Genomic DNA, 26303 nt, shown 5'->3' with positions numbered 1-26303 from the left:
CGGACCCGAAACTCCGGCGGGTGGCTCAGACGCCGCCAGGGCGGACTGTTTTCCCGCCGGGCTTTCCGGACCATCTTTCCAAACGGGCCACAGATGTCAGACACCCCTATCGACCGCGTAGCGAAAGCAACGCCGCCCTCGGTTGCGGCCAAAATCAGGGGCTTGAGCGATCGTGCAATAGCCTGGCTTTTCGTCCTGCCAACGATCTTCCTGCTGCTGGCGGTGAATATTTTCCCGCTGATCTGGACGATCAATCTGAGCTTCACCAACTTTCGCGCCAACAGGCCGAACCGGGAAGTCGATTACATCGGGCTTCGCAACTACGAGCGCATTCTGACGGATGAAGACATCTGGCTGACGATGCAGGCGACGGCGCATTTCCTGTTCTGGACCATCCTTCTGCAGGTGCTGATCGGCTTCACGCTGGCCTGGCTCATCAACCGCAAATTCAAGGGCAACGACCTCTGGACAACGCTGATCGTTCTGCCGATGATGTTGTCGCCCGCTGTTGTCGGAAATTTCTGGACGTTTCTCTATCAGCCGCAAATCGGCCTCTTCAATTACGGGATCTCATTCCTGACAGGTATCGACCCGTCATCCTTCCAGATGATCGGCGACGTCAAGCTCGCTCCATGGTCGATCGTGATCGTCGACACCTGGATGTGGACGCCCTTCGTCATGCTGATCTGTCTCGCCGGACTCAGATCGATCCCCGACTACATCTACGAGGCAGCGGAGATCGACCGGGCGAGCCAGTGGCGGCAATTCTGGACGATCACGGTGCCAATGGTGCTGCCGTTCCTCATGCTGGCTGTCCTGTTCAGAGGGATCGAGAACTTCAAGATGTTCGATCTCGTCGTGCAATTGACGGGCGGCGGGCCCGGATCGGTCACCGAACTCACCTCCATCAACCTGAAGCGTGAAGCCTTCGAGAAGTGGCGCACCGGATATGCGTCTGCCTACGCGATCATCCTGTTCGTGACGGTGTTCGGTCTCGCGTCGATCTATGTGAAAGCCCTGAACAAGGTGAAGGAAAGATGAGCAGCTATTCCATTACCGAACCTTCACGGCTGCAAAAGTGGCTGGCCGGCACCCTGGTCGTCTTTTACGCGGTGATCACGCTGCTGCCGCTCGTGTGGATCCTGACGACCGGGTTCAAATCACCTGTCGACGCGATCGCCTATCCGCCCAAGGTCTTCTTCGAACCCTCGCTGGAAGGATACGTGAACCTCTTTACCACCCGCACGCGGGTGTCTCCGGAGGCGCTGCAGGCCTTGCCGCCTCCGGCAACCTGGTATGAGGAGATCGTGCGGAACCGCGACATGGTGATCGCCGGCCCGTCCCGCTACGGCGAACGGTTCCTGAATTCGGTGATCATCGGTTTCGGGTCGACCTTCCTTTCGGTATTCCTGGGGACCCTGGCGGCCTATGCGTTCTCGCGGTTCAAGGTGCCTTTGAAGGACGATCTGCTGTTCTTCATCCTGTCGACCAGGATGATGCCGCCGATCGCGGTTGCCATCCCGATCTTCCTGATGTTCCGCACGCTTGGCCTGTCCGACACGCATCTGGGCATGATCCTGCTCTATACGGCGGTCAACATTTCGCTCGCCGTCTGGCTGCTCAAGGGGTTCATGGACGAGATCCCGCGCGAGTATGAGGAAGCTGCCCTGATCGACGGCTATACGCGCTTCCAGGCGTTCTACAAGGTGGTGCTGCCGCAGGCGGCAACCGGGATCGCATCGACGGCCATCTTCTGCCTGATCTTTTCCTGGAACGAATATGCCTTCGCGGTTCTTCTGACCTCGGGCACCGCGCAAACGGCACCGCCCTTCATCCCGACCATCATCGGCGTAGGCGGTCAGGACTGGCCTGCGGTGGCTGCCGGCGCAACGCTGTTCCTCGTCCCGGTCATGGTGTTCACAATCCTGCTGCGCAAACACCTGCTTCGCGGCATCACATTCGGAGCGGTGCGCAAATGAGCCAGTTCGTTCACGGTCTTATGCGCTTCCGGCGCGGTCCCTGGGAGATGCTTGCCTCGGTGCTGATCGCAATCGGTGTCGTCATGCTGATGCAGCCGGTCGTGCTGTGGGCCTACACCTACTCCTTCATCGTCACACTGACCGGCACGGTGATGTTCATCATCGTCAGTCACTTTCCGGACTAGAGCCATGGCAGAAATCGTAATCAAAAACCTCAGGAAAGAGTTCGGCGACTTCACCGCCGTGCAGTCCTCTTCCTTCAAGATCGAGGATGGCGAGTTCTTCATGCTGCTTGGTCCTTCGGGATGCGGCAAGACGACGACACTGCGGATGATTGCCGGTCTGGAACTGCCGACATCGGGTGAAATCTACATCGACAAGGAAGAGGTCGGTCAGAAGCCTGCCCGCCAGCGCGACATCGCCTTCGTTTTCCAGATGTTCGCGCTCTACCCGCATATGAACGTGCGCCGGAACATCAGCTATCCGCTGGTCAGCCAGGGCATGTCGAAGAAACATGTCACGGAAAAGGTGGCCGAGGTGTCCCGCATTCTCGGCATCGAGGACATCCTCGATCGGCCCGTTAGCGGTCTTTCGGGTGGCGACCGGCAGCGCGTGGCACTCGGCCGCGCGATCGTGCGCGAGCCCAAGGCCTTCATGATGGACGAACCGCTGGGTGCCCTCGACGCCGAATTCCGCGAGCACATGGCCGAGGAACTGCGCGCACTTCACGACCGCATGGGTGCCACCACGGTCTATGTGACGCATGACCAACTCGAAGCCATGCAGATGGGCGACAAGATCGTGGTGATGAACCACGGCGTCATCGAACAGTTCGGCACTCCGCAGGACATATACGACAAGCCGGCGACCATGTTCGTCGCCGATTTCATCGGATCGCCGTCGATGAACTTTCTCCGCTTCCACGGAGAGGTTCACACCGGGTCGTCGAGCGTCCGGATGCATCATGTGGATCTTGCGGTTCCAACCGTGCGCGAACCGTTCGAGGGGGATCTGGTCTACGGGATCAGACCGGAGCACATCGCGCTCAATGATGACGGCGGCAACAGGGGCGAGGTGATCGCCGCAGAGTATCTGGGAACGACGCAGATCGTGACGGTGAAAACCGTGGGCGGAGACCTGAAGGCCCGGATCCCCTCCGATCAGCCTGCAAGACCCGGTGAAACCGTCGGCCTTGATTTCAACGGTTCGACCGCAACGCTCTTCGACAATCAGAGCGGCCGCGCCCTCAAATCCGATCTCAACGAGGGAGTGCTGGCACATGTCTGAAGTAAGGCTTTCCAACCTCTCGAAAACCTTTGGCGACACGGTTGCCGTCTCCGACGTGAGCATGACCATTCCCAATGGCGCTTTCGTGACGCTGCTCGGCCCGACAGGTGCGGGCAAGACGACGATCCTGCGCCTGATTTCCGGGTTGGAGGAACCTGACAGCGGTGACGTTTCGATCGGTGGCAGATCCGTCATGGGGGACACGCCGGCGCAGCGGAATGTCGCCATGGTGTTCCAGCAATATTCGCTTTATCCGCATATGAGCGTCCGGGAGAACCTGGCCTTCCCGCTGCGCTCGCCGCTCCTGAAAACACCGGCGGAGGAAGTCGAACGCAAGGTGACGGAAGTCGCCGAGGTTCTTCGGATCTCGCACAAGTTGAACAACAAGGCGACGGCGCTCTCGGGCGGAGAAATGCAGCGTGTTTCGATCGGGAGGGCGCTGGTTCGGAACCCGACCATCTATCTGATGGATGAACCGCTCAGTTCCCTCGACGCAAAGCTGCGCTCGGACCTCAGGATCGAGCTGAAACGGATCCAGGAGAGCCTCGGCGCGACCCTGCTTTACGTCACCCACGACCAGATCGAGGCCATGACCATGTCGACCCATATCGGCGTTCTGGATCAGGGCAAGCTGGTGCAATTCGGGACACCGCGCGAAATCTACGAGAACCCGGTCAATCTTTACGTCGCAGGGCGGCTCGGACAGCCGCGTATCAACGTGTTGCCGGCAGACATGTTCGCCGGAGCCCCGGCCGGGGCCGCGCAAATCGGGCTCAGACCCGAACACATACAACAAGGAGAGGGCAAGGGATCGACGGTGAAGCGCGTCGAACACCTTGGAGACCAGATCCGGCTGCATCTCAAGCTGGAAGGGCATGACGTCGTCACGCTGGCCGATGCGCATGCGGATCTGGAACCGGGCGACACCGTCGCCATTCAGCCCCGCAATCCGCTTTTCTTTGACGCCGGCGGCGTCCGCATCACCTGAGGAGAGGGAACATGAAGCAGTTCATCAACTCAAAGGAAGCACTGGTCACGGAAGCCATTGACGGTGCTTTGCGTACCGCAGGCGGCCGATTGGCGCGCCTGGACGGATATCCGCATATCAAGGTGGTGGTGCGAACCGACTGGGACAAATCCAAGGTGGCACTCGTTTCCGGAGGCGGTTCCGGACATGAACCCAGCCACGCCGGTTTCGTCGGGCAGGGCATGCTGACGGCGGCCGTCTGCGGAGAAGTGTTCGCCTCGCCCTCCGTCGATGCAGTCCTCGCGGGCATTCTGGCGGTTACCGGAAAGGCCGGCTGCCTCGTCATCGTCAAGAATTATACCGGCGACCGCCTGAATTTCGGCCTGGCCGTCGAACGTGCGCGTGCCTTCGGCCTGAAGGTCAACATGGTGATCGTCGATGACGACGTGGCCCTGCCCGATCTGCCCCAGGCGAGAGGCGTTGCCGGGACGCTTTTCGTACACAAGATTGCGGGTGCGCTTGCCGATCAGGGTGCCGATCTTGCCACGGTGACGGACGCCGCCGAGCAGGTTATTGCCGGTGCCGTTTCCATCGGCATGTCGCTGGACACCTGCACCATCCCGGGTTCGCCAAAGGAAGACCGGATCAGCCCGGGCATGGCGGAGCTCGGCCTCGGCATCCACGGCGAGGCGGGCATCGAACAGGTTGCCTTTTCCAATGCCAAGTCGGCCATGGCCATGGTGGTCGACCGGCTTGAACCGGCGCTGGCACCCGGGCCGCACGTCGCGCTCCTGAACAATCTCGGCGGAACCACGCCGCTCGAAATGTCCGTTCTGGCCGAGGAGTTGACGCATTCGCGTATCGGCGGGCAGATCCGCTGGCTTGTCGGACCCGCAGCGATGATGACCTCGCTCGACATGCACGGTTTCTCGGTGTCGCTTCTGCCGGTCAGCAAGACGGAAGAAGCGCTTTTGCAGGCACCTGTCGCCCCGTGGGTCTGGCCCGGCTGCCTGGCGCTGGGGCCGGTGTCCATCCTTCCGCTCCCCGACGGCCTGTCACCGATCCAGCCATTGCCGTCGAAGAATGACGACACGCGGCGTTTCATCGAAAAATGCTGCAACATCCTGATTGCGGCGGAAGACGATCTCAACGCGCTTGATGCCAAGTCGGGCGACGGCGACACCGGAAGCACGCTTGCCACCGCCGCACGGGCGCTGGTGACGGCTCTCGACCGGATGCCGCTGGCTGATCTGACCCAGCTCTACCGCGCGATCGGGGTCGAGCTCAGTCAGACCATGGGCGGATCGTCCGGGGTTTTGCTGGCGATCTTCTTCGCAGCCGCGGGCGATGCATCCTCAAGCGGAAGCGATTCCATAGGCGCGCTGAAGGCGGGCCTTGACCGGGTCATGCAGGTCGGCGGTGCCAAGCCCGGAGACCGGACCATGATCGACGCAATGATGCCCGCGCTCAACGCCCTGGAAAACGGGATCGATGCGGCGGCGCGCGAAGCGCGGCAGGGCGCAGATGCTACGTCCCGGATCACCCGCGCCCGTGCGGGCCGGGCGAGCTATGTTTCGGAGGCGGCGCTTTCGGGCCACAACGATCCGGGCGCGGAAGCGGTTGCCCGTCTTCTGGAGCAACTGGCCGCGGAGCCGGCCCTGTCCGCTTGATGCGCGACGCAAGAAGATCGCCCGAGTGCCTTAACCGGGCGGTCTGACGGCAGAGGGCCTGGCCGAAACCGCTGCCCAGGCGCTGATGATCTGATCGGCGGCCAGCTCGGCGTCGGCCGGCTGGGTCGCGTCGCAGATGACCGATACCCGCATGACCCAGTCGTCCCGCCAGCGGGCACCGCCGACAAAGATCGAGCCTTCTTCTCTGAGCCTTGAGATGACGGCTTCCGTCAGCGCCTTTCGCTGCCGGCTGTTATGTTCCGGGTGCCCGAAACTGACAATGACCTGATTGAGAACGACGTCATTGACGACATGAACGCCGTCCGCGCTACCGATGCGTTCTGCGATCCTGCGGGCAATGGCGCAATGCCGGCCAACAAGGTCCTCAACGCCCTTTCTTCCGAGCGTTTTCAGCATCGCCCAGGTCGGCAGTCCGCGCGCACGGCGGGAGAGTTCCGGGACGAGAAAAGACGGGATGCGGTCGCGCTCGCCCACTGCCGGCAGATAGCTGGCATCTATGCTCATCGCCCGGTGCAGGCTGTCCCGGTCGCGGACAATGGCATACCCAGAATCAAAGGGTGTCTGCAGCCATTTATGCCCGTCGACGGCCCAGCTGTCGGCGTGTTCGACGCCGTTGGTGAGAGGACGGTAATCGGGATGGGCACGCGCCCACAGCCCGAAAGCACCATCGACATGCACCCATGCGTTCCTCGTTTGGGCGGCCTCCAGAATATCTGCAAAGGGATCGAAAGCGCCGGTGTTGATCTGGCCTGCCTGCGTGATCACGATGGCTGGCCCATCCCGGTCTGCCATCTGCATCGCCAGATCCGTTGCAATCATCCGGCCCTGATCGTCGGACTTCACTCTTGTGACCCGGTTGCGGCCGAGGCCGAGATAGCCAAGGGCCGAAAACACCGATGTATGCGCGTCGTCGCCGACATAAACGGTGATCGGGGGTGCCCCGAACAGACCGTCATTGTCGGCATCCCAACCGGCCCGGCGCAACACCGCGCCACGCGCCGCGGCAAGTGCCGTGAAATTGCCAACGGTCGCGCCGGTGACGAAACCGACAGCGGCCTCTGCCGGCAGGTGCAGAACGTTAAGCAGCCAGCCGGACGCGATTTCCTCAACCGCTGCCGCTGTCGGCGAGGAGGTGTGAAAGGCCGCGTTCTGCCCCCAGGCGCTGGTGAGCCAGTCGGCTGCAACGCCGACTGGCGACGAGCCGCCGAGAACCCAGCCGAAGAAACCGGAATGGGTCATTGGCGTCAGGCCCTGTTCACCGCGCGCGACGAGGTCGTTCAGAACGCTGACCCCGTCGCTGCCGCGTTCCGGCAGAGGTTCGGAAAAAACCTCCAGCATCTCGCGGTAACTTCGCCTCGGCGAACAGGGCATGTCCTCCAGACCGCGACGATAGGTGGACGCGTGGACCTGCGCGGCCTGAAGAACGTCATACCGGTCCGGCGTCTCAGCCCAGGTGATAGCCGGGCGTGGACCTGGAGATAGTGACTTCCTCATCCGTCATATCCTCCGGAATATCCTCAAACAGCGGCGTGGACAGATAGCGTTCTCCAGTGTCGGGAAGCATGCACAGGATCGTCGAACCGGGTTCGGCCTTTTCCGCGACTTCCATGGCTATGGCAAAGGATGCACCACCGGAAATTCCGGTCAGGATGCCTTCCCGGGCGGCAAGCTTCTTGGCCCATTCCACACCGGCCATGCCTGGAACGGGGCGCAGATCGTCGTAATAGTGATTGTCGACCGATTCCTGCAAAACGGCAGGAATGAAATCCGGCGTCCAACCCTGAATCGGATGCGGTTCAAAGGCCGGGTGGCTCGCGGCCGGCGAGCCGTCGTCTGTCCGCTCCTGAACGTGCCCGCTTCCCAGCAACTGTGCATTCGCGGGTTCTGACAGGATGATCTTCGTGTCCGGGCGTTCGACCCTGAGGACGCGACCGACACCGGTCACCGTTCCGCCCGTGCCGTAACCGGTGACGAAATAATCCAGCCGCTGGCCTTCGAAATCCGCCATGATCTCCCGCGCGGTCGTTGCCGCGTGGATCTCGGCATTCGCCTCCGTTTCGAACTGGCGCGCCAGCAGCCACCCGTGGGCCTCCGCCAGCTCAACCGCCTTGCGGTACATGCCGAAACCTTTTTCCGCGCGCGGTGTCAGGACCACCTTGGCACCGAGAATGCGCATCAGGCGACGGCGCTCGATGGAGAAACTGTCTGCCATGGTAACAACAAGCGGGTAGCCTTTCTGGGCACATACCATTGCGAGGCCGATCCCGGTGTTGCCGCTGGTCGCCTCGACAACGGTCTGACCGGGTTTCAGCTTGCCGCTACGTTCGGCGGCTTCGATGATATTCACGGCCAGCCGATCCTTGACGGAGCCGCCAGGGTTCGCCGCCTCGAACTTGACGAAGAGGTTTATGCCTTCCGGGGCAAGATTGTTGATCCGGACGGATGGCGTGTTGCCGATCGTGTCGAGAATGCTGTCATAGGTGTGGCCAACGCCTGATGTGGTTCTGAGTGTTCCGCCGGTCATACTCTTTCCTTGCAATAAAACGGGTTGCAACAACGCGCCGCGGGTCGTCGAGACCGCAGACGATCTGCTTATACCACCCTCAACAAATAGGACCCTATCTGATGGCACTGTTCCTGTATGCCGGCCAGTCGCGTTGCGCAGGACGGCCTGGTTGGCCGTTCAAGCAGTGCAACGCCGTCCGGCGGGCCGGAACAGGCCACCGAAGGCCGTGTCTGGAGACTGTTCCGCGGCGTCGAAGGTCTGGGACGATAACCCATATCGCCCTGCGACCTGCTTCTTGCTGAAAAGTCTCCAGACACGGTCAGATAGGCTCCTATTTGTTGAGGGTGGTATTACGCTGAGGAAAGTGACGCGGCTTTTCAACCAAGTCTTGAGCGAAGTTTGAGGAAACCATGAGGATTTTTGAAAAAGCGTTCCAGAAACATGGAGATTTTTGGATACATGCGCTCGCTATTCGACGCCGCGCCGCTTCAATGCCTCGGAGATGCGTTTGCGGACCGCCTGATCGGCGAAGGGAAAGGAACGGAAAAAGTGCTCCTGCGTGATCGGTTGCTGTTCGGCATGGACCCGTTCCGCCCAGTGCGCGGCTTCCTGTTCGTTGCCGGCAAGCTCGTTGGTGAACATGGCGATGACGCGAATGAGACTGTGCGCGCCGGGCGCGCGGGCGGCCCGTTCCGCCCAGAGTGCGGCCTCCTTGTCATGGCCTTCGATCGAAAGGCTGAGTGACCGCGTCCCGAGCATGGCATAAAGCAGCGGGTCGAGCGGGCTCAGGCCCCGGGCTTCATCCGCCAGGCGCATACCGTGCGAACTGGAACCCGTGAGGGTTTCCGTCCATGCCCGTGCGTAGAGGCCCTGCGCAAAATTCGGACTGAGGGAGGTTGACCGGTGCAGCCAGGTTTTCGCGCCGTCGAGATCGCCGGTGAGCCAGAGCGATCTGCCCATGTTGAAGTTCGCAAACGGGTCCATCGGATCGATTTCTATGGCGCGTTCCGCCGCCCTTCTGGCCGCATTGACGGCAAAGGCCCGGTTGTCCGAATAGTTCATGAAGGCGGTCTTGAAATGGGCGAAGGACAGCGCGGCGTGCGCGCGGGCAAACCCCGGCTCCATCGCCACCGCCTTCTTGAACATGGCCATGGCGACTTCGTTTTCAGCGGCATCGAAGCGGTAGAGCGACTGGAGCCCGAGGTGATAGGTGGTCCAGACGTCGATATTTTCCGGCGATTGCAGCTGTGCCCGCGAGGCTTCGCTCAAGGGGATCTGGACCTCGATTGCGAAGATCACTTCGGCAATGATGGTTTCGCGAACGTCGTGAACCTCTTCAATCGAGGTCTTGATGCGGTCCGCCCAGATGACCTGGCCGTCGAGCGTTTCGGTTAGCACGACATTGATGATGACCTGGTCGATGAATTTTTCGACGATTCCCGACAGGACATACCTTACGCCAAGCTGCGTCCGGATGTCCTGAAGATCGCTGTCACGCGACGCGAAGCGAAACGAGGAGCCGCGTGCGATCACTGAAATCCAGCGCAACCGGGCAACCGCCGCGATCAGTTCGTGCGGAATGGCCTCTCCCAGCGTCCGTGCGACCGGGTCGTCACCGATGGCATCGAATTTCAATATGGCAATGGACGGCCGCTGGGCGGCATCGGTCATGGGGCGGTCGTCGTTTTCGGGTGCCGGGCCGGCCGGCATTTCAGCGACCGCCGCTTCGGTCCGTTTTTCGAAGGGGGCGACCCAGCGCAGGCCGCGGCCGTGCACGGTCTTTATTTTCTCCTGCTTCGCGCCGGAATCCTCCACGGCGGATCTGGCCGATTTCACGCAGGTCGACAGTGCGGCATCGGAAACGGCGCGGTCGTTCCAGAGAACCGAATTGATTTCGTCCTTGGAGACCATGCGGTCATGATTGTCGATGAGCAGTTTGAGCAGATCGAGAGCCAGGGGTTCGATATTGACGGGCTCACCCTTGCACCGAAGTTCCTGGCGCGTCGTGTCGAGTTCGAAATCCGCAAAGCGATAAATCATGGCTCACCATAACAAACTTCCGTAGCGGGGAGAATTGCTTAGATGAGTGTGAGACTTGGGGAACACGCTGCGGGGCCCGACAGAACTTCAACCGGAGCCGAGCATCTCAGGGCACAGTCCGTGTTTACCGAGATGCAACAGCCCACCCGGTGCTCAAGTCGACATGGCGGATCGAATGCTCCTCGATGAGATCCTCGTATCCCTCGGGCAGGAAGGACTGTTGCCACGTCTCTCCAAATCTCCGTTTCACGGCGTCAAGATCGTCCCAGAGCGAGGCAAACACCAGGTAGCTCTCATCGGAAGCGAGACCGCGGCCGAAGAAGTATCCGGCATTGCCGGGTTCATGCCTGACCACATCCACCGATGTGGTCGCAAATTTCTCAAGAAGGGTGTCTGCGTGACCTTGCCTGATCCTGACCTGAAAGAGCCGGAGGACCGGACCTTTTCCTGATTTTTCTTCACTCATGCCGTTGTCCAAAACAATGCCTTTCAGGTTGGAAGTTGATGTGCCAGCAGGTCCGGAAGCTCCTGGAGACACAGGAACCGGATGATTGCCATGTCCAGAAAGAACCTCTGGTAAGCGCCGACCGACAGGAGCCAGAGACAAAGGAGGACTGCCAAGGCGGTCAGGCACAAAACACTCCAAAGGACGAAGGACCGTTCAGGCATTGCTCAACACGTTCCCGAAAACGCGATCCTTTGCCGCCAGGGGGCGCTCGTTGATCGGAAGATGCACTAGCGCTGCCAGGAGGCCGAATGCCACGACACTCCACCACATGATGTCGTAGCTGCCGGTTTGCTCGAACACGAGTCCGCCGAGCCAGGCACCGAGAAAGCTGCCGGTCTGGTGCATCAGAAAGACGATACCGACAAGGGTCGCCAGGTACCGGGCCCCGAAGATCTGGGCGACGATCCCGGTCGTCAGCGGAACGGTTCCGAGCCAGGTGAAGCCCATTACCGCCGCGAACAGGAGAACCGAGATATCGGAGGGCGGGACCATGACGAACACGGCGACCGCCACGGCGCGTGCCAGATAGAGAACAACCAGTATCTTTTTCTTGCTGATGCGGTCCCCGAGAAGGCCGCAGACAAACGTTCCGGCGATATTCGTCGCGCCTATGGTTGCGAGCGCGGCGCCGCCGAGCCAACCCGGGAGATGCCGGTCCAAAAGGTAGGCAGGCAAGTGCGTGCCGATGAAGGCAAGCTGAAACCCGCACACGAAAAAGCCGAGCACAAGCAGCAAAAATCCACGGTGCGAAAGGGCTTCGGAAAGCGCGGACCGCAGAGACTGGTCAGCACCGGGTTCAACGGAGCGCCCGTTCAGGACCGGTGCCAGAACACAGATGGTTGCCGCTACAAGCGCCAGACTGACGAGAGCCAGCGGCCAGGTGAGCGAGTCAATGAGGCTCAACGTGACCGGAACCGAGAGGAAAATGCCCAAGGATCCCCCAAGCGAGGCAACGCCAAGCGCCGAGGTTCGGCGTTCGGGCGGAAATCGCCGGCCAACCGCTCCCAGAACGACAGCATAACTCGTGGCGCTCAATCCGATGCCGACAAGCACGCCAAGCCCGAGAACTAGACCGAGAGATGTTGATGCGGCCGACGCACATAAAAGTCCGCCGGCATAGAACAGGCCACCGGCAAAAATCACCCGCGCGCTGCCGAACCGATCCGCGATCATGCCGGCAAACGGTTGCGCGATGCCCCACATCAGATTCTGCAAGGCGATGGCAAATCCGAAGGTTTCCCGGTCGACGGCGGAAAGGCCGCCGGTGACCGGACCGAGAAACAGGCCGAAAGAGTGCCGCATGCCCAAAGCCACGAGCGCGATCAGCGCTCCGGCAAACAGGACCAAACGCGGATCGACATGAAACCGGGCAGTGGGTCGGGACAGTGCGGTCAAATCACTTCTCCAGAGTGTCAGGGGCGGGAAAGGGCTTGGAATCGGGCGGTTGCCGTTTTGCCTCAGTTTTCACGCTTGCGCCGACGCTCGTTTCCGCGTGCGTGGACGATGGATGGAATCTCACTGCGATCGATCCCCAGATCCTTGAGCGCGGCATTGCCGAGTGAATTCAGTTCCAGACGATCGCGCCGTGCTTTTCGCCATCCCCGGTATTGCTGCAACCAGGTGGACAGTCGTGTCCTGACCTCGTGTGTGCGCGACAACGGATGGAATTCCGAATGTTTCACCATTTCTCTCCGCCACCGGTTTTGCGGGGCACAGAGATAATTGCCGCCCGATTGTTATTGATCAAAAAGTATTATTGAATAAGTGATATGCGAAACCTCAATATCAGGCATATCGATCTCAATCTGCTGATCACCTTTGATGCGCTTTACAAGGAGCGCAGCGTTACGCGCGCCGCCTCCAGGCTTTCCCTGACCCAACCGACCGTTTCAGGAATGCTCAAGCGGCTGCGGGATTCCCTTGATGACGACCTTTTCGTGAGAACCTCTCACGGTATTGTGCCGACACCCAGGGCCGATGCCATCGCCCCGCGGGTCGCGAGCCTGCTGGATGAAATCGGCCTGCTTCTCGCGCCGGACGACTTTGATCCCGCCGGCTCTGCATTCACGGTCAGGGTTTGCGGCAGCGACTATCTCCTGCACACCATCCTGGATACGTTTGCCGAAAAGCTGCTCCAGGCAGCGCCCAAGGCGCGCGTTTCCATCCTTCCCAGGCCGGCTGAAGGGCTGGCGCGGCAGCTGGAAAGCGGAGAGATCGATCTGGCTCTCAGCGACCGCGAATTGGCGGTGCCCGACCTGCCGGCGCGTTTCCTATACAGGGACGACTTTGTCTGCCTTTCCAGCTATGAGGACTTCGCGGACGGCGAAGACATTACGCTTGACCGGTTCTGTGAACTCGAACACGGCTTTGTCGACCCGACCGGCGGCAGCTTTCACGGGCCGATTGACGATGCTCTGGCATCGGTGGGTCGAAAGAGAAACGTGGTGCTTGCCGTCCCGGGCTTTGCGATGCTGCTGGACCTCATGAAATCGAGATGTCTGCTTGCCTTTGTTCCCGTCCGGATCGCCGGGGCCTTCGACCACGGGTTTGCCCGGGTCAGGACTCCGCTGGAACTGCCCCATCTGGAAATCGTCGCAAGCTGGCATCCGCGCATGACACGGGATCCGAAGCACAAATGGCTGCGCGAGACGCTGGTTTCGATCGCAAATCCCTGACAGCGCCGAAGACCGATTGCCCGAAACCGAAGACGTTTCCCATGGGGTGCCTTCCGGTTACAGCCAGAAGCGGGGTGTTTCCCGGGTGGCTTCCCAGTAGCCTTTTGCGTGCTGCCACATGGTCTGGCATTGAGACTCGTGCCAGCCGATCACGAAGCCGATCGCCTGGCCAATCTCAACCGCATCCTTGCCACCGGCTGTGATCTTCTCCGGCAGGGTTTCGGCCATGGCGACATCGTTGAGATAGCCGAAAATATCCTGAAGCTTCTTCATCCGCTTCAGGAAGGGCTTCACCGTGTCCGCCGGGTAGAGAGAAGTGTAGAACTCGATGCCGTAACGCATCTTCTTCATCGCCTTGCGCATCTCGTGACGCTCGGGGATCGTGAGCTCTTCCAGACGTTTGCCGTACCGCAGCACCTTCTTCCACTGCTTGGCAAGGGCCCTTGAGGAATAGGTCTCGATCGGCTGCGCCAGCAGCGCCGTCTGATCGAAATTTTCCGGATCGAGCCAGCCGCGGCCTTCCGTGTAGGCAGCAAGACCCAGGAGGAAAGCGTTGACTTCGGCGGATTTCAGATGCTCGACAACGGCATCGCGCGTGCCCTCGCCGCGAGAGGCGTTCAGTTTTGCCAGAAGCACATCGAGAGAGAGGTTTTCAGGTGTTTTGTCCGACAGCGGCGCCACGATCTCGTCGATCAGGACATCGAGATCACGCATCGATCCGGCTTCGCCCGCAATCGTTCTTGCCATCTTGTCAAGAGGCGCGACGGTTGCCGGGTTCAGAACGGGTTTGAACAGCCGGAAGGCGCTGCGAAGCCGCCTCAGACCGACACGCAGCTGATGCGGGCCTTCCGGATCCGTGGAGCCGATGACGACAAGCCGGTTTTCCGAAACCTGCTTGAGGCAGGACCGCAAGACATCGCGAAAAGCCAGTTCGACGCTGGTGCCGGGAGTAAAGCTGATCTTCTGTGCGAAAAAAGGTGTAGCAGTGTCGGGTTGCCGGCCTTCCGCAAACCGGTAGCCCCGCTCCGCCTTGCTGTAGGGGGAGAACCGGAAAGGGGCGTCTTTCAACAACCCTCTCGCGGCATCGAAAATCGCCTGGCCCGGCCCCTCCAGCAGCTCCATTTCAAGCTCGATGAGCGGCTGGCTGCCTTCGCCTGCAAGGATATTGCCCGTGTCGAATGCAAGCTCGATCCGGGCGCCATCCTGCTGGCGGGTCAGTTCGCGCGTCGTGCGTTTCATGACGGTTTCGAAGCACTCGCTTAAGGGCGCATTGCCGATGGCCCTGGTCAGGACCTTGACAACCTCCGGATCCTCGATCACGGAAAAATCGAGCGCACGGCCCTTGACCGGATGTTCCGCTTCGATGGGTGAGGACAGACCCGCAACGACACCGGTTCCGATCTTGGCGGTCTGCACCCAGCTGCGCCCGGATTTCCTGACCCGGAGCGAAATCTTCGCCTTGCGCAGCGCCTGATCGGGGGTGTCGAAATAGATGGACTGCAACGTCTTGGTGACTGCGCGGCCTGCCGTGAAACCGTCAACCGCGCCCATGCGCTTCAAGGTGTCCTGGGCAGATTGATCCAGTTCGAGCTTGAGCTCGATCTCACGTCCTGACTTGCTCATGCGAATGTTCTAGCCAAGGCCAAAACGCTTGTCCAGAAAAAGCGCACAATTTGCGCTTTTGTTAGCAAGCTAACAGTCTGAGAGGTCACATCGACCAACCAGTTTGCCATGAGCTTTGTTGGTGTTGCGGATCACCGATTTCCGGTGCAGCAGGCCGAGCAGATGCTTGCATCGGCACTTGGCCCATGATAGGCACCCTCTCCGGTGTCAGTTGCCCCTCTGGCGGAACTGGTAGACGCGCGGGATTCAAAATCCCGTTCCTTCGGGAGTGCCGGTTCGATTCCGGCGGGGGGCACCACTCGTTTCTTCGCAGAATTTTCCCTCACAGCAGCGGCCGAGCCGGACAAATTGTCCGGCCCATGTGCAATGTGTTCCGTTACATTGGGCCGATTGATGGAACAGTGAGACCCCGCTCAGGCCAGGTCTCCGACTTTTTACGGACCGACCACGTAGACGATCATGACCTGGGGCCGGTGTGCGACCGATCTGAGCGTGAGCAGACCGTTGGCATAGCCGCTGAAATAGGTTGTGCCGCGGCCGACGGGCCACGGGTCCTGAACCTCGAAGGCCGTGCCTTCGTTGGTGCCGTCGGTCAGGAGCTTGGAAAACACCACGGCATGTTTGGAGCTCTGGTTCTCCAGGCCGATCCAGACCGGGTTGCGCACCATGGCATCGGCGATCGATGTGACCGGCGGCACGGACTGATTGTTGTGAATGCGCCAGCCCAGACCTGCCGCGAAGGTCTCGACGTTGCCGAGGTTCGGGTTCAACCCGCCGCCCGCGCCGGTTGCTGCATTGCCGGGTCCGTGGGACATCTGGGCATTGGAGACCATGCCGGCGGCGGCCGACCAGCACCCCATGGTGCCCGTCTGGGCCCGCAAGGTGGTGTTGTGACGGATTTCCCGGATATTCGGGAAGGTGCCCCATGTGAGCGGCCCGGCCACACCGTCGGTATTCAGGGATGCGTTGCTGGTCTGGTAGTCACGCAAGGCAGTCTCTGTGTTGCTGCCGAAAATCCCGTCGACGGTCAGTTGCGGGGTGGCGCGCGCCTTGTTCAAAAGCGCCTGCAGCAAGGCGACGTCTACATTGCGGGATCCATTTCGAACGGTCTGAAGCATGGTGAAATTCCTCAAGATAGGATTGGTGCCAGTTATGGTTTTCTCCCGTTCCAAGAGTGTATTCAGGATTGTGTGCGCTGTGAGTGACCGGCATCACGAAGTGGCCGTTTGTGACGTCATTGAGAGATTGCCGCGATTGATGCGCATCTTGCCGAACGCCCGAGCCGCCAACGTGTTCCGGTCAGCAAACAGCCTCCTTGAGCAGATCATTCCAAAAAAGTGCAAAGATCAGCTGCTGCAGCTTCAAGTCTGCGCCGTGAGAAAAGCAATCAATTTATTGGAGCCGGGAGCCGCAATACGTTAACGATAGCAGCTGAGGAGGGTCTTTCCTGCAGCGGTGTCATTGCCACGATCCGGCGAAACACGAGCTCAGGACGGATCAGGGGCAAACACGGCAGGGCGGAAGAAGAACATGATCAGCAGACTACGAATCGCGAGCGGCCTGGTTTTGTTCGTGTTCGTAACAGGGCATTTGCTGACACTCGCCTTCGGGCTTTACTCGATCGCCGCCATGGAGACCGCCGGGCGGTTTCTGATGGGGCCTTTCGGCAATCCCGTCGGCGGCCCGATCCTGATCCTGAGTTTCTTCGTGCATGCCGCGCTGGGCCTGTGGACGGTCTATTGGCGCAACAGTCTCTTTTCCAACTGGGCGGATACGGCCCAGGCCGCCCTGGGCCTTGCGATCGTGCCACTGCTGCTGCCGCATATCATGGGCACCGTTGTCGGGCCCGCGATGACCGGAGCCCATCCGGATTTCAAATGGGTGCTCGCAGTCTACTGGATGTTTGTTCCGCACCTGGGCATTCAGCAGGTCATTGCCCTGATCGTGATCTGGGTGCATGCCTGTTACGGTCTGTTTCTTTGGATGCAGGTCCAGAAATGGTGGGGCCGTTATGCCACCTTTTCCTATCCGTTCGCCGTCATCGTGCCGGTTGCCGCGCTGCTCGGTTTTGTCGAGTCCGGCAAGATCCTGATTGCCAACAGCGGCGATCCGGACTTCATGGCCCCGGTGCGGGAGGCGGCTGCTGCCTACGGTTCCGTCGGTGAAACGCTGAACGAGATTCAAAGCCAGGTCCTGTGGTGGTACGCGGCCCTCGTCGCGGTGATCCTCGTCGCCCGGGCAATCCGTCTGTGGGGCAAGCAGCCGAGGATATCGATCACCTACCAGGACGGCCCGACGATCGAACGGGCCGCCGGAGTGAGCCTGCTCGAAACCGCGCAATCAATGGACACCGCCCATGCTGCGCTTTGCGGGGCGAGAGGGCGCTGCGGTTCGTGTGCCGTTCGCGTTCTGGAGGGGCATGACAATCTCGCACCTCCCGGCAGGACCGAAGCCGAGACGATCGTGCGGCGGTCTCTTCCCGACGGTGTGCGTCTGGCCTGTCAGGCCATGCCGACCGGAGGCCCCGTTACGGTCGAGCGGGTGTTCGATCCGACGATTTCACCCGTCGAATACCAGGAACGGCTCCGGCAGGACGACCTGTCGACCCGCGATGCCGCGCCGGTGTCCGAGAGCGAGGGCGTCGCATGATCAGGCTGCTTGCAACGTTTGTTTTTCTGGTCCTTCTGCAGGCCGCAACACCTCTTTCCGCCCAGATGATGCTTCCGGGAGCCGGGTCCGCCGAGACAGTGGAAGCACCTGCGGAACCCTCACCAAACGACATCAAGGAACTGGCGAGGCTGCTAGCCGATCCGACAGTGGTCAACTGGCTGCAGCAACGGGCTGCCGGACTTGGAGAGGACGGCGCCCCCGCCAACCTGACATTCCGGGAAAGTGTTGAACTCGGGCTGGTTCAGATCCAGGTGCGCGTGCAGGAAGTCGGCGCGGCGCTCGCTCTTGTTCCGAGCCTGCCTGCCATTGTTTCCAGTACCTGGCAGCAGGGACTTACGCCGAGGGAGCAGCTGAATTTTGTCGTCCTTCTGATCATCTTCGTTTTCGTCGGTGTCGGGCTTGAATGGCTCTACTGGCGCTATGCCGGATACTTTCGAAGACGCATCGAACTGACCCGCTCGAACCGTTACATCGACAAGGTGCGCTCGGCGCTCACGCGTCTTGCGCTTGTTGCGGGCGGCGCCGTCTTCTTCTCGCTCGGCACAATCGGCACCTTCGTGATTTTCGACTGGCCGCCCAATGCCGAGGAGTTCGTTCTGGAACTGCTGTTCGCGCTTGTCATGCTGCGGGTGGTGTCCGCCCTGGCGCTGTTCGCGCTGGCGCCCCGCATCGAAGCGCTGCGGCTGGTTCCGCTCTCCAGGCAGGACGCAAGAGGCCTTTACCTGGGCGTCATGCTGGCCTCCGCGGTGATGCTGTTCGGGCACGGCCTGGCAGAAACCATCGTGGTTCTGGGTGCCGAAGAAGCGGTCGGCCTCACGATCGACATCATCGCCGCCGCCATCACGACGCTTCTGGCGATCCTGCTGCTCTGGCTGATGCACACGCGCAGCGAACCGAAGCGCCAGTCCATCGTGATGCCGGTGATCGGCTCGCTGGTTCTGTTCATGCTGTTCATTCTCTGGCTGATCGGGGCCTATAGCGCGGCTGGAACGCTCGCCGTTGTTGCTCTCCTGATCCCGACAGAGCGCCTGGTGCGCAAGACCATCGAACAGGCTTTCGACGAAAGCCGGGCGGAAACAAAGCCGGATGAGAACACCGCCGGCCACGAAGCACCGGAAGCGGAAACCGAAACCGTGACGGAAACCGCTGTCGAGCAGGAGGCCGGTCCAGAGGCGGACCCGCCCGGCGAGGTGGAGCAGGAGGCGATTGCGAATGCCGAGGCGATGCATGGCGTCTACCTGCCGGTGGCCGTGCGGCTTGGCCGCTTTGTCGTCGTCGTGTCCGCGGTTGTCTGCATCGGACTGTTCTGGGGTGTTCAGCCCTGGAACATGTCAGCGGCCAATTCGGGACCGGCACAGATCGTGCGGGTCCTGATCGATGTCATGGTGGCCTTCCTGATCGGCGACCTTGTCTGGACGGCGACCAAGACCGCGATCGACAGGCGCATGGCGAGCATGCCGAAACTGGTGCCCGGTATGGCACCCGGGCCGGAAGCGCGCATGGCGACCCTGCTGCCCCTGATCAAGAAGGTTGTGCTTGTAACGATCCTGGTGATGGTCGCGCTGATCGGCCTGTCGTCCATGGGCATCAACATCACGCCGCTCCTGGCAGGTGCCGGGGTGGTCGGTCTTGCCGTCGGCTTCGGAGCGCAGGCGCTGGTGCGCGATATCGTCTCCGGCGTCTTTTTCCTGATCGACGACGCGTTCCGCGTCGGGGAATACATCGAGATGGGCGATATTCGCGGCACCGTGGAATCGATGTCGATCCGGTCCCTGCAACTGCGCCATCACCGGGGCGCGGTGCACACGATTCCCTTCGGCGAACTGAAATCGCTGACCAATTACAGCCGTGACTGGGTGATGATGAAGCTCGAGTTCCGGGTTCCATTCGACACCGATCTGAAACTTGCCAAGAAAATCGTCAAGAACATCGACGCGGAACTGCAGGAGAACCCGGATTATGGCGGCAATTTCCTCCAGCCGCTGAAATTTCAGGGCGTCCGGCGCATGGAAGAATTCAACATGGTTGTCGGCGTCAAGTTCATGACCAAGCCCGGCGGCCAGTGGACGATCCGGCGCGATGCCTACCAGCGCATCCGAGACGAATTCGAAAAGGCCGGCATCAACTTCGCACAGCGGAACGTCAAGGTGGAGGTCATCGGCGCGGACGAGCTTGACGAGGAAACCAAGGAAAAGGCCACCGCCGCGGCCATGGACGCGATCGAGCAGAACGTCCAGCCGGCACCGGGACAGTAACGCCGACGCAGGATTTCGTAACGTGAACGAAGCCACGTGCGCGAAGCCGGGTTTACTTGTTTGCGGTTTTTTGACCCGGGTGCTCACCGAGTTCCTGCTTGACCTTGTCGAAGTCAACGGTTTGCGGTTCTTCGACCGCGTCATCGAATGATGCGACGGTGATCTGATTGCGCCCGTTTGCCTTGGATTTATAGAGCGCATCGTCGGCCATCTTCATCAGGTCCTGGGGGATGACGCCGTGATCCGGGTAAAGCGACAGGCCGATCGATATCGTAATCTTCGGCAGTGTCTTCTCGCCGTAGCGAACGGAGATCTTTTCGATCGCCTGACGCAGCCGTTCGGTCAGCCACTTGCCCCTTGCCAGGTCGGCACCGGGAAGGAGAAGCATGAATTCCTCGCCGCCGATCCGGCAGGCCAGTTCGTCGCCGTCACATTCCTGTTCAAGAGTGGAGCCGACCGATCGCAGCACCATGTCCCCCGCGTCGTGCCCATGGTTGTCGTTGAAACGCTTGAAGTGATCCACATCGATCGAGGCCAGGACAAAAGGCGACTGCGCCCGTTTTGAGCTTTCAAGACAGCGCCGCAGGGATTCTATGAAATGCCGGCGGTTGTAAAGCCCGGTCAGCGGATCGCGGATCGACTGCTGGTGCAGCTGATCGCGCATCTTGCTGTTCGCAATGGCGAGACTGATCTGTTCAGCGGCCTGCTGCGCGAGCGTGTAGTTTTCGAAGAAAGCTTCTTCGGAAATATCGCCAAGCGGTGTGAGATGCATCATGCCAACCGTTTCACCATGGGCCAGGATCGGCAGGCAGGAATAAGGGCCGCCGTCATGTGGCTTGGTGTGCTCGCATGCAAACTTGATCTCGTTGCTGCGATATGAATAACCGCGTCCGCGCCGCAAGGACCAGCAATCGCCCGGCTGAATGTGCTGGTGCAGAGCGCCACCGTTCCAGGCGCAGGTGCCGTCGAGAACGTCCCGGGAATTGGAGAAGACATACAAGCTGCCGCTGCATTCCGGGAGCAGTTTCGTCATGAACGTGCCTATCATGTCATAGAGTTCGTCCGTGGACGTGCTTGATTGCAACCATTCATTCAGATCGGAGAGCAGTTTCACTTCTGCCGTTTGCGCGCGCTCGCGGGCCGTGCGCTCTTCGTCCAGTGCGCGCGTTTCTTCGAGCCGATGACGCAGGTCATTGAAGGTGCGCGCGAGTTCGCCGATACCGTCCTGCCGATCCGCTTCGGCGAGATCCGGCGCTTTTCCCTCCTGGGTCCACGCGCGCATGGAGGTGATAATGCGGGCGATTGGCGGCTGAATCTCGCGATAGACCAATATGGAAATCATGAAGGCGCCAAACGCGAGCGAGGAGAGAAAGAGCGTCAGGACCAAAAGGGAATGGAACGCGTCTCGTGTCTCTGCTGTTGCCTGCGCATGCAGTGTTTCCGTCAGACGCTCTTCGACTTCCTTCAGCGCATCGATCCGGTCTGTGGTGGCTGCCCACCAATCGGACCCGGATACGCCGGAAACAGAGCTTCCAAATGGTGCTGCCTTGGCAATATCGCGATAGCCGCGCACCCTCTGGGCGGTCTTGCTGTTCTGCAGCTTGTTCAGAAGGATCAGGGTTTCCGGCGGCGCATGGTTCGAGAACTGCGCCAGGAGATGGTCCTGTTTGGCAATCAAGCTCAAAATGCGTTCGTAGGTGTTCAGCATGAAGCGGCCGGAGCCGAATCCGACGGCGCCCATGGCGCGTTCAAGACCGGCCTGTTCCTTGGCATGCATCAGGGCGATGTAGGCCGTAATGGGCCTGAGACCGGTCGTGCTGTCGACGGCCAGCTTCATGTTTTCAATCGCATCCAGGAGTTCCGCGATCACCGCCGAGTAATAGTCCGCGAGCGCCGGGACGCTGATTGTCAGGTCATCTGTCCTGCCGCGCACTTCATCAAGTTTCTCAAGGTCCGAAAGAGCACGGTTGAATGGAGCTTCGAAATTCGTGGTGTGCAGTTCACCCATGGGCACGACGCCGGAGGTGAGCAGACGTTCAATCTGGTTGTCCGTCGACGCGCGAAGCTCAGCCAGGTTCTCACCGAAAGCAGCCCCCCTGGATCCTACGAAGCCAGCGGAATGTCCACGCTCTTTTTGTAACTGGTGCACCAGATTGGACAGGGAGGGCGCGACTTCCAGGACCTGTTGCACAGTCCGGGCGTTCCGCCAGGAGTCATACTCGGAGAGAATGTCGTGTGCGCTGATGCCGATCAGTGCAATGACGGGCATCCAGCAGACAAGCGCCAGCTTGAACGACAGAGACCGATTGGCCATGAAAGATTTCATCTGGACACTCCCGCACATATGCCCAACCACAGTCTGAGAAAAATCTTAAATTAGAAACAAGCAAGTTGGTTAATGATCGCTTTCTCACCTTGCGGTAAAAGCTAATTTTGAAGTACCTATTAAATAATGTTCAAGTTTACGTGCGTTTGTCTTATACGTAATATCCACTATTCAATCCTGAATAGCGATTTTGTCATTGCAATTATTGTCATGGTGCATTGTGAGTTGGCTCGTAGACGCTGCGAGTGGCGGTCTACGCGCCATGGTGGGTGGTCAACGCAACTGCTAAGACGGAGCGTCCGTGGTCGCGGTCGCTTCAGGCCGCTGCAGCTATGCCTTCTGCTTGCAAACGGCACTTATTCCAGCAATGTAGGATGCCGCTCTGGCGATCAAAACAACATGCACAACGGAGAGCCTCATGTCGGGACACGGTTATGAATCCGGCCGCCTGAACCTGCCCTTTGTCGGGATCTCAACCTTCGGCAAGAAGGAATATGTTGCCGACTGGGACGCGATCGATGCCGATGTTGCCGTGCTTGGCGCCCCGTTCGATTTCGGCTGCCAGTTCCGCTCCGGCGCGCGTTTCGGACCGCGCTCCGTGCGCGAGGCGTCGACGCTGTTCAGTTTCGGCCACGCGGGTGCCTATGACCACGAGGATGACGCGACCTATCTCGGTGCGGATGTCAGGATCGTCGATATAGGCGATGCCGACATCATTCACACCAAGACCGAGGAAAGCCACGCCAATATTGAGTACGGGGTGAAGAAGATCCTGACGGCGGGAGCGCTGCCGGTGGTGATCGGTGGTGACCACTCGGTGAACATTCCATGCATCAACGCCTTCAAGGATGACTGTGCCGCCAACGGGCCGATCCACGTGGTTCAGATCGATGCGCATCTTGATTTCGTCGACGAGCGCCACGGGGTCACGGCAGGCCACGGCAACCCGATGCGCCGGGCGATTGAAAAGGACTACGTTTCCGGCATGACCCAGCTTGGCATCCGGAACGTGTCCTCGACCGCGAAGGAAGGGTATGAGGATGCACGGGGGCGGGGTTCGGATATTCTGTCCGTCCGCCAGGTGCGCAAGCTTGGAACCGATGCCGTTCTGGAACGCATTCCCGCCGGTGTCCGCTACTACGTCACCATCGACATTGACGCGTTCTGCCCCTCGATCGCGCCCGGAACAGGGACGCCGAGCCATGGCGGTTTTCTCTATTACGATGTTCTGGAGATCTTGCAGGGCTTGTCCAGGCGGGGGCAGGTTGCCGGGATCGACCTTGTCGAGGTTGCGCCGGATTACGACCCGAGCCAGAGCACGCAGATCCTGGCCGCGCAGATCCTGCTCAATTTCATCGGCTTCATCTTCCACAACAGGGGCTGAGTTTCCGAGAGGAAACAGGGCAGGGTCCGGCTACTCGAGGCTGACCCAGAGTACCTTCGCGTCTTCCTCGCCGGTTGAAATGCAGCCGTGGCCCATGCCGCTGTCATAATAGACACTGTCGCCCGCCTTCATCGGCAGAGGCCGGTAATGCTCGGTGAAGAAGGTCAGCTCGCCGCTGATCACAAACATGAATTCCTCACCCCGGTGGCGGATCCAGGACTCGAATTCGGAGACGTCGCGCGCCTTGATGGTGCTGATATAGGGAAACATGCGCTTGCTGGTCAGCTCGGTGCACAGGAGTTCGTGCGAATAGGTGGGCGTCTCCTGCATTTCGCCGCCGCCGGCGAAGGTAACGTCGCGTCGTCCCGAGATATCGCTTGGACCGGACTGCACGAAGAGCTGCGGCGTCTTGAGTTCCAGTGCCTTGGTCAGACGGCGCACGATGTCGAAACTCGGCCGTGTCTGGCTGTTCTCGATCTTGGAAAGGGTCGACCGGCCGATGCCGGCGGCCTTTCCGGCTTCTTCCAGCGTCCAGCCTTTCCTGAGCCGTGCCTCGCGGATCATCTTTCCAAGGTGATCCGGGTCGCTGGCGTCGGCGATTTCGTCTTCGGATTGGGAAACCGGGTCCATATCAGCTCTTTCCGATGTTTCCGAGAAACTTGCACAGTCTCAGAAACGGGTCAATTTCTTCTCATTAAAACATACGTTGCCAATTATGGAAAAGTTTCCTATAAGAAACAAATGATGAGAAAGGGGAGCGTTGTGGCGTTTCCGGCGAGCCGCTAGGGTGATAGGCTGAACCTGTCCCGATGCCACGACATCCTGTCCGAACCGCAACCCGCTTTTGAAAGAAATCAGGTTTCGAATTCGGACCGGAGCTGCTCCAACTGGAACAGGAAAGGACCGGTAACATGGCTGATGCTCCCAAACGCACGCCCCTTTATGACCTCCACGTGGAACTGGGGGGAAAGATGGTGGATTTCGCCGGCTGGGAAATGCCGGTCCAGTATCCGCTGGGGATCATGGGAGAGCACAAGCAGTGCCGCGAGAAGGCGGCGCTTTTCGACGTCAGCCACATGGGGCAGGTTGTTCTCAAGGGCGAGAATGTCGGCGAGAAGCTCGAAGCCCTGTGCCCGCAGGCGTTCTCGGCGCTGAAGGAAGGCAAGGCCCGCTACGGTTTCTTCACCAACGAGGGCGGCGGCATCATGGATGACCTGATCGTTTCCAACGCGGGCGACCATTTCTTCGTCGTCGTCAACGCATCGATGCGGCACCAGGACATCCCGCACATGGCCGCGCATCTGGAGGGCGTCGAGGTGGTCGAAATCTTCGACCGGGCGCTTGTCGCCGTGCAGGGCCCCAAGGCGGAAGCCGTCGTCGGGGCTGTTTGCCCGGTGGCGCGCGACCTCAAGTTCATGGAAACGACGGTCGCCGATATCAACGGCGTTGAATGCCGCGTGTCGCGCCTCGGCTACACAGGCGAGGACGGCTACGAGATTTCCATTCCCGAAGACAAGGCCGAAGAGGTCACGCGCGCCTTCCTGGCGGACGAAAACTGCGAACCCGCGGGCCTGGGCGCACGGGACTCCCTGCGGTTGGAGGCCGGGCTTTGTCTTTACGGGAGCGACATCGACACGGAAACCTCGCCGATCGAGGCATCGCTGATCTGGGCGATCCAGAAACGGCGGCGGGAAGAGGGCGGTTTTCCGGGTGCGGAGCGCATCCAGCGAGAGATTGCCGAAGGCCCGGCGCGCAGACTGGTCGGGATTCGCCCGGAAGGCCGCGCACCTGCGCGTCACGGCGTCGAGGTCCAGGCTGAGAACGGCAGCGCAATCGGAGAGATCACCTCAGGCGGATTTGGGCCGACTGCCGGTGGTCCGGTCGCGATGGGCTACGTCGCCTCGGCGCATGCCGAGCCCGGCACAAAGGTACATTTGATGATCAGGGGCAAGGCGCAACCGGCTGAAATCGTTGCGTTGCCGTTCGTCAAGCAGAACTACAAGCGTTAATCGGGGAGAGACCGACATGAGCACCTATTTTTCCGAAGACCACGAGTGGATCAAGGTCGAAGGGGATACCGCAACCCTTGGGATTACAGCGCACGCAGCCGAACAGCTCGGCGAGATCGTTTACGTGGAGCAGAAGGAAACCGGCGAAAGCTTCGAGAAGTCGGATGAGATCGGTGTTGTCGAATCGGTCAAGGCCGCGTCTGAAATCTATGCGCCCGTTGATGGCGAGATCGTCGAAGTAAACGGCTCGCTGGCAGACAGCCCGGCAACGCTGAGCGAGAGCCCGGAAGCGGATGGCTGGCTGTACAAGATCAAGCTGTCGAACACCGACCAGTTGAGCGAGTTGATGGATCTCGACGCCTACAAGGCCTTCATCGCATAAA

General features: G+C 60.4%; 23 protein-coding genes and 1 tRNA gene. 13 read left to right on the top strand and 11 right to left on the bottom strand.

Annotated features, from left to right (window positions below; translation table 11 throughout):
* The first annotated feature begins 93 nt into the window (after window positions 1–93).
* The 6 genes from RBB49_RS07525 to RBB49_RS07500 are packed head-to-tail and all read left to right on the top strand — an operon-like array spanning window position 94 to window position 5903.
* The gene (locus RBB49_RS07525; protein ID WP_306142098.1) at window positions 94–1041 is read left to right on the top strand and encodes a carbohydrate ABC transporter permease; all 948 of its coding nucleotides are present in this window, start codon (window positions 94–96) and stop codon (window positions 1039–1041) included.
* A complete protein-coding gene (locus RBB49_RS07520; RefSeq protein ID WP_306142097.1) occupies window positions 1038–1979 on the top strand; it encodes a carbohydrate ABC transporter permease in 942 nt (313 codons plus the stop codon). Before RBB49_RS07525 ends, RBB49_RS07520 begins: the two co-directional genes overlap by 4 nt.
* Window positions 1976–2164 carry a hypothetical protein gene (locus tag RBB49_RS07515; protein ID WP_306142096.1) on the top strand — a complete coding sequence of 63 codons (189 nt, stop codon included), beginning with the start codon at window positions 1976–1978 and terminating at the stop codon, window positions 2162–2164. Before RBB49_RS07520 ends, RBB49_RS07515 begins: the two co-directional genes overlap by 4 nt.
* Window positions 2165–2168: 4 nt before the next feature.
* The gene (locus RBB49_RS07510) at window positions 2169–3266 is read left to right on the top strand and encodes an ABC transporter ATP-binding protein (RefSeq protein ID WP_306142095.1); all 1098 of its coding nucleotides are present in this window, start codon (window positions 2169–2171) and stop codon (window positions 3264–3266) included.
* A complete protein-coding gene (locus tag RBB49_RS07505; protein ID WP_306142094.1) occupies window positions 3259–4254 on the top strand; it encodes an ABC transporter ATP-binding protein in 996 nt (331 codons plus the stop codon). Before RBB49_RS07510 ends, RBB49_RS07505 begins: the two co-directional genes overlap by 8 nt.
* An 11-nt stretch (window positions 4255–4265) precedes the next feature.
* On the top strand, window positions 4266–5903 hold the full coding sequence (locus tag RBB49_RS07500) for a dihydroxyacetone kinase subunit DhaK (protein ID WP_306142093.1): 1638 nt from the start codon (window positions 4266–4268) through the stop codon (window positions 5901–5903).
* 30 nt (window positions 5904–5933) lie between these two features.
* Here the strand turns inward: RBB49_RS07500 and RBB49_RS07495 are convergent, their stop codons facing one another.
* The 7 genes from RBB49_RS07495 to RBB49_RS07465 form a co-directional block, all read right to left on the bottom strand.
* Window positions 5934–7418: a pyridoxal-dependent decarboxylase gene (locus RBB49_RS07495; protein ID WP_306142092.1), complete on the bottom strand. Its 1485-nt coding sequence runs from the start codon at window positions 7416–7418 to the stop codon at window positions 5934–5936.
* Window positions 7369–8448, bottom strand: a complete 1080-nt coding sequence (locus RBB49_RS07490; RefSeq protein WP_306142091.1) for a PLP-dependent cysteine synthase family protein — start codon at window positions 8446–8448, stop codon at window positions 7369–7371. Before RBB49_RS07490 ends, RBB49_RS07495 begins: the two co-directional genes overlap by 50 nt.
* 450 nt (window positions 8449–8898) lie before the next feature.
* Complete coding sequence (locus tag RBB49_RS07485; RefSeq protein WP_306142090.1) at window positions 8899–10470, bottom strand: winged helix-turn-helix domain-containing protein; 1572 nt, start codon at window positions 10468–10470, stop codon at window positions 8899–8901.
* 124 nt (window positions 10471–10594) lie between these two features.
* Window positions 10595–10936, bottom strand: a complete 342-nt coding sequence (locus tag RBB49_RS07480; protein ID WP_306142089.1) for an antibiotic biosynthesis monooxygenase — start codon at window positions 10934–10936, stop codon at window positions 10595–10597.
* 23 nt (window positions 10937–10959) lie between these two features.
* The gene (locus RBB49_RS07475) at window positions 10960–11139 is read right to left on the bottom strand and encodes a hypothetical protein (protein WP_306142088.1); all 180 of its coding nucleotides are present in this window, start codon (window positions 11137–11139) and stop codon (window positions 10960–10962) included.
* The gene (locus RBB49_RS07470; RefSeq protein ID WP_306142087.1) at window positions 11132–12373 is read right to left on the bottom strand and encodes an MFS transporter; all 1242 of its coding nucleotides are present in this window, start codon (window positions 12371–12373) and stop codon (window positions 11132–11134) included. The genes RBB49_RS07475 and RBB49_RS07470 overlap by 8 nt, the downstream gene beginning before the upstream one ends.
* A gap of 62 nt (window positions 12374–12435) precedes the next feature.
* Window positions 12436–12660 carry a DUF1127 domain-containing protein gene (locus RBB49_RS07465; RefSeq protein ID WP_306142086.1) on the bottom strand — a complete coding sequence of 75 codons (225 nt, stop codon included), beginning with the start codon at window positions 12658–12660 and terminating at the stop codon, window positions 12436–12438.
* Between the two features lie 87 nt (window positions 12661–12747).
* Here RBB49_RS07465 and RBB49_RS07460 point away from each other — a divergent pair, with 87 nt between their 5' ends.
* Window positions 12748–13653, top strand: a complete 906-nt coding sequence (locus RBB49_RS07460) for a LysR family transcriptional regulator (RefSeq protein ID WP_306142085.1) — start codon at window positions 12748–12750, stop codon at window positions 13651–13653.
* A gap of 57 nt (window positions 13654–13710) precedes the next feature.
* On the opposite strand, the gene RBB49_RS07455 is transcribed toward RBB49_RS07460, so the two are convergent.
* Entirely contained in the window at window positions 13711–15276 is a 1566-nt protein-coding gene (locus RBB49_RS07455) for a CYTH and CHAD domain-containing protein (protein WP_306142084.1), read from the bottom strand.
* Window positions 15277–15489: 213 nt separating this feature from the next.
* Here RBB49_RS07455 and RBB49_RS07450 point away from each other — a divergent pair.
* Window positions 15490–15574, top strand: a tRNA-Leu gene (locus tag RBB49_RS07450).
* A 136-nt stretch (window positions 15575–15710) separates the two neighbouring features.
* Here the strand turns inward: RBB49_RS07450 and RBB49_RS07445 are convergent.
* The gene (locus tag RBB49_RS07445; protein WP_306142083.1) at window positions 15711–16394 is read right to left on the bottom strand and encodes a peptidoglycan-binding protein; all 684 of its coding nucleotides are present in this window, start codon (window positions 16392–16394) and stop codon (window positions 15711–15713) included.
* A 412-nt stretch (window positions 16395–16806) separates the two neighbouring features.
* Here RBB49_RS07445 and RBB49_RS07440 point away from each other — a divergent pair, with 412 nt between their 5' ends.
* Both RBB49_RS07440 and RBB49_RS07435 read left to right on the top strand, forming a co-directional pair.
* Window positions 16807–17925, top strand: a complete 1119-nt coding sequence (locus RBB49_RS07440; protein ID WP_306142082.1) for a 2Fe-2S iron-sulfur cluster-binding protein — start codon at window positions 16807–16809, stop codon at window positions 17923–17925.
* A complete protein-coding gene (locus tag RBB49_RS07435; RefSeq protein WP_306142081.1) occupies window positions 17922–20201 on the top strand; it encodes a mechanosensitive ion channel family protein in 2280 nt (759 codons plus the stop codon). The genes RBB49_RS07440 and RBB49_RS07435 overlap by 4 nt, the downstream gene beginning before the upstream one ends.
* A gap of 52 nt (window positions 20202–20253) precedes the next feature.
* Here RBB49_RS07435 and RBB49_RS07430 read toward each other — a convergent pair whose 3' ends face one another.
* Window positions 20254–22527, bottom strand: coding sequence for a nitrate- and nitrite sensing domain-containing protein (locus RBB49_RS07430; RefSeq protein ID WP_306142080.1), 2274 nt, complete (start codon window positions 22525–22527; stop codon window positions 20254–20256).
* A 418-nt stretch (window positions 22528–22945) separates the two neighbouring features.
* Here RBB49_RS07430 and speB point away from each other — a divergent pair, with 418 nt between their 5' ends.
* Window positions 22946–23911 carry an agmatinase gene (speB, locus tag RBB49_RS07425; RefSeq protein ID WP_306142079.1) on the top strand — a complete coding sequence of 322 codons (966 nt, stop codon included), beginning with the start codon at window positions 22946–22948 and terminating at the stop codon, window positions 23909–23911.
* A 30-nt stretch (window positions 23912–23941) separates the two neighbouring features.
* Here speB and RBB49_RS07420 read toward each other — a convergent pair whose 3' ends face one another.
* The gene (locus RBB49_RS07420) at window positions 23942–24541 is read right to left on the bottom strand and encodes a helix-turn-helix domain-containing protein (RefSeq protein ID WP_306142078.1); all 600 of its coding nucleotides are present in this window, start codon (window positions 24539–24541) and stop codon (window positions 23942–23944) included.
* Between the two features lie 281 nt (window positions 24542–24822).
* On the opposite strand from RBB49_RS07420, the gene gcvT reads away from it, so the two are divergent.
* Both gcvT and gcvH read left to right on the top strand, forming a co-directional pair.
* Window positions 24823–25920, top strand: a complete 1098-nt coding sequence (gene gcvT / locus RBB49_RS07415) for a glycine cleavage system aminomethyltransferase GcvT (RefSeq protein WP_306142077.1) — start codon at window positions 24823–24825, stop codon at window positions 25918–25920.
* A gap of 16 nt (window positions 25921–25936) precedes the next feature.
* Window positions 25937–26302 carry a glycine cleavage system protein GcvH gene (gene gcvH, locus RBB49_RS07410; protein WP_306142076.1) on the top strand — a complete coding sequence of 122 codons (366 nt, stop codon included), beginning with the start codon at window positions 25937–25939 and terminating at the stop codon, window positions 26300–26302.
* Window position 26303 lies beyond the last annotated feature (1 nt).

It is taken from the genome of Roseibium sp. MMSF_3412 (assembly GCF_030733265.1).
GTDB lineage: Bacteria > Pseudomonadota > Alphaproteobacteria > Rhizobiales > Stappiaceae > Roseibium.
Note: the sequence above shows the minus strand (reverse complement) of the source record. Positions and strands in the feature narration are given on the sequence as shown.

Excerpts from the sequence above, each read along its gene's own strand:
- RBB49_RS07495 (WP_306142092.1), bottom strand. The coding sequence starts at position 7,418 with ATGAGGAAGTCACTATCTCCAGGTCCACGCCCGGCTATCACCTGGGCT.
- gcvT (WP_306142077.1), top strand. The coding sequence starts at position 24,823 with ATGGCTGATGCTCCCAAACGCACGCCCCTTTATGACCTCCACGTGGAA.
- RBB49_RS07525 (WP_306142098.1), top strand. The coding sequence starts at position 94 with ATGTCAGACACCCCTATCGACCGCGTAGCGAAAGCAACGCCGCCCTCG.
- RBB49_RS07485 (WP_306142090.1), bottom strand. The coding sequence starts at position 10,470 with ATGATTTATCGCTTTGCGGATTTCGAACTCGACACGACGCGCCAGGAA.
- RBB49_RS07420 (WP_306142078.1), bottom strand. The coding sequence starts at position 24,541 with ATGGACCCGGTTTCCCAATCCGAAGACGAAATCGCCGACGCCAGCGAC.
- RBB49_RS07520 (WP_306142097.1), top strand. The coding sequence starts at position 1,038 with ATGAGCAGCTATTCCATTACCGAACCTTCACGGCTGCAAAAGTGGCTG.
- RBB49_RS07475 (WP_306142088.1), bottom strand. The coding sequence starts at position 11,139 with ATGCCTGAACGGTCCTTCGTCCTTTGGAGTGTTTTGTGCCTGACCGCC.
- RBB49_RS07435 (WP_306142081.1), top strand. The coding sequence starts at position 17,922 with ATGATCAGGCTGCTTGCAACGTTTGTTTTTCTGGTCCTTCTGCAGGCC.
- RBB49_RS07500 (WP_306142093.1), top strand. The coding sequence starts at position 4,266 with ATGAAGCAGTTCATCAACTCAAAGGAAGCACTGGTCACGGAAGCCATT.
- RBB49_RS07515 (WP_306142096.1), top strand. The coding sequence starts at position 1,976 with ATGAGCCAGTTCGTTCACGGTCTTATGCGCTTCCGGCGCGGTCCCTGG.
- RBB49_RS07460 (WP_306142085.1), top strand. The coding sequence starts at position 12,748 with ATGCGAAACCTCAATATCAGGCATATCGATCTCAATCTGCTGATCACC.
- speB (WP_306142079.1), top strand. The coding sequence starts at position 22,946 with ATGTCGGGACACGGTTATGAATCCGGCCGCCTGAACCTGCCCTTTGTC.
- RBB49_RS07480 (WP_306142089.1), bottom strand. The coding sequence starts at position 10,936 with ATGAGTGAAGAAAAATCAGGAAAAGGTCCGGTCCTCCGGCTCTTTCAG.
- RBB49_RS07440 (WP_306142082.1), top strand. The coding sequence starts at position 16,807 with ATGATCAGCAGACTACGAATCGCGAGCGGCCTGGTTTTGTTCGTGTTC.
- RBB49_RS07455 (WP_306142084.1), bottom strand. The coding sequence starts at position 15,276 with ATGAGCAAGTCAGGACGTGAGATCGAGCTCAAGCTCGAACTGGATCAA.
- RBB49_RS07430 (WP_306142080.1), bottom strand. The coding sequence starts at position 22,527 with ATGAAATCTTTCATGGCCAATCGGTCTCTGTCGTTCAAGCTGGCGCTT.
- gcvH (WP_306142076.1), top strand. The coding sequence starts at position 25,937 with ATGAGCACCTATTTTTCCGAAGACCACGAGTGGATCAAGGTCGAAGGG.
- RBB49_RS07510 (WP_306142095.1), top strand. The coding sequence starts at position 2,169 with ATGGCAGAAATCGTAATCAAAAACCTCAGGAAAGAGTTCGGCGACTTC.
- RBB49_RS07505 (WP_306142094.1), top strand. The coding sequence starts at position 3,259 with ATGTCTGAAGTAAGGCTTTCCAACCTCTCGAAAACCTTTGGCGACACG.
- RBB49_RS07490 (WP_306142091.1), bottom strand. The coding sequence starts at position 8,448 with ATGACCGGCGGAACACTCAGAACCACATCAGGCGTTGGCCACACCTAT.
- RBB49_RS07445 (WP_306142083.1), bottom strand. The coding sequence starts at position 16,394 with ATGCTTCAGACCGTTCGAAATGGATCCCGCAATGTAGACGTCGCCTTG.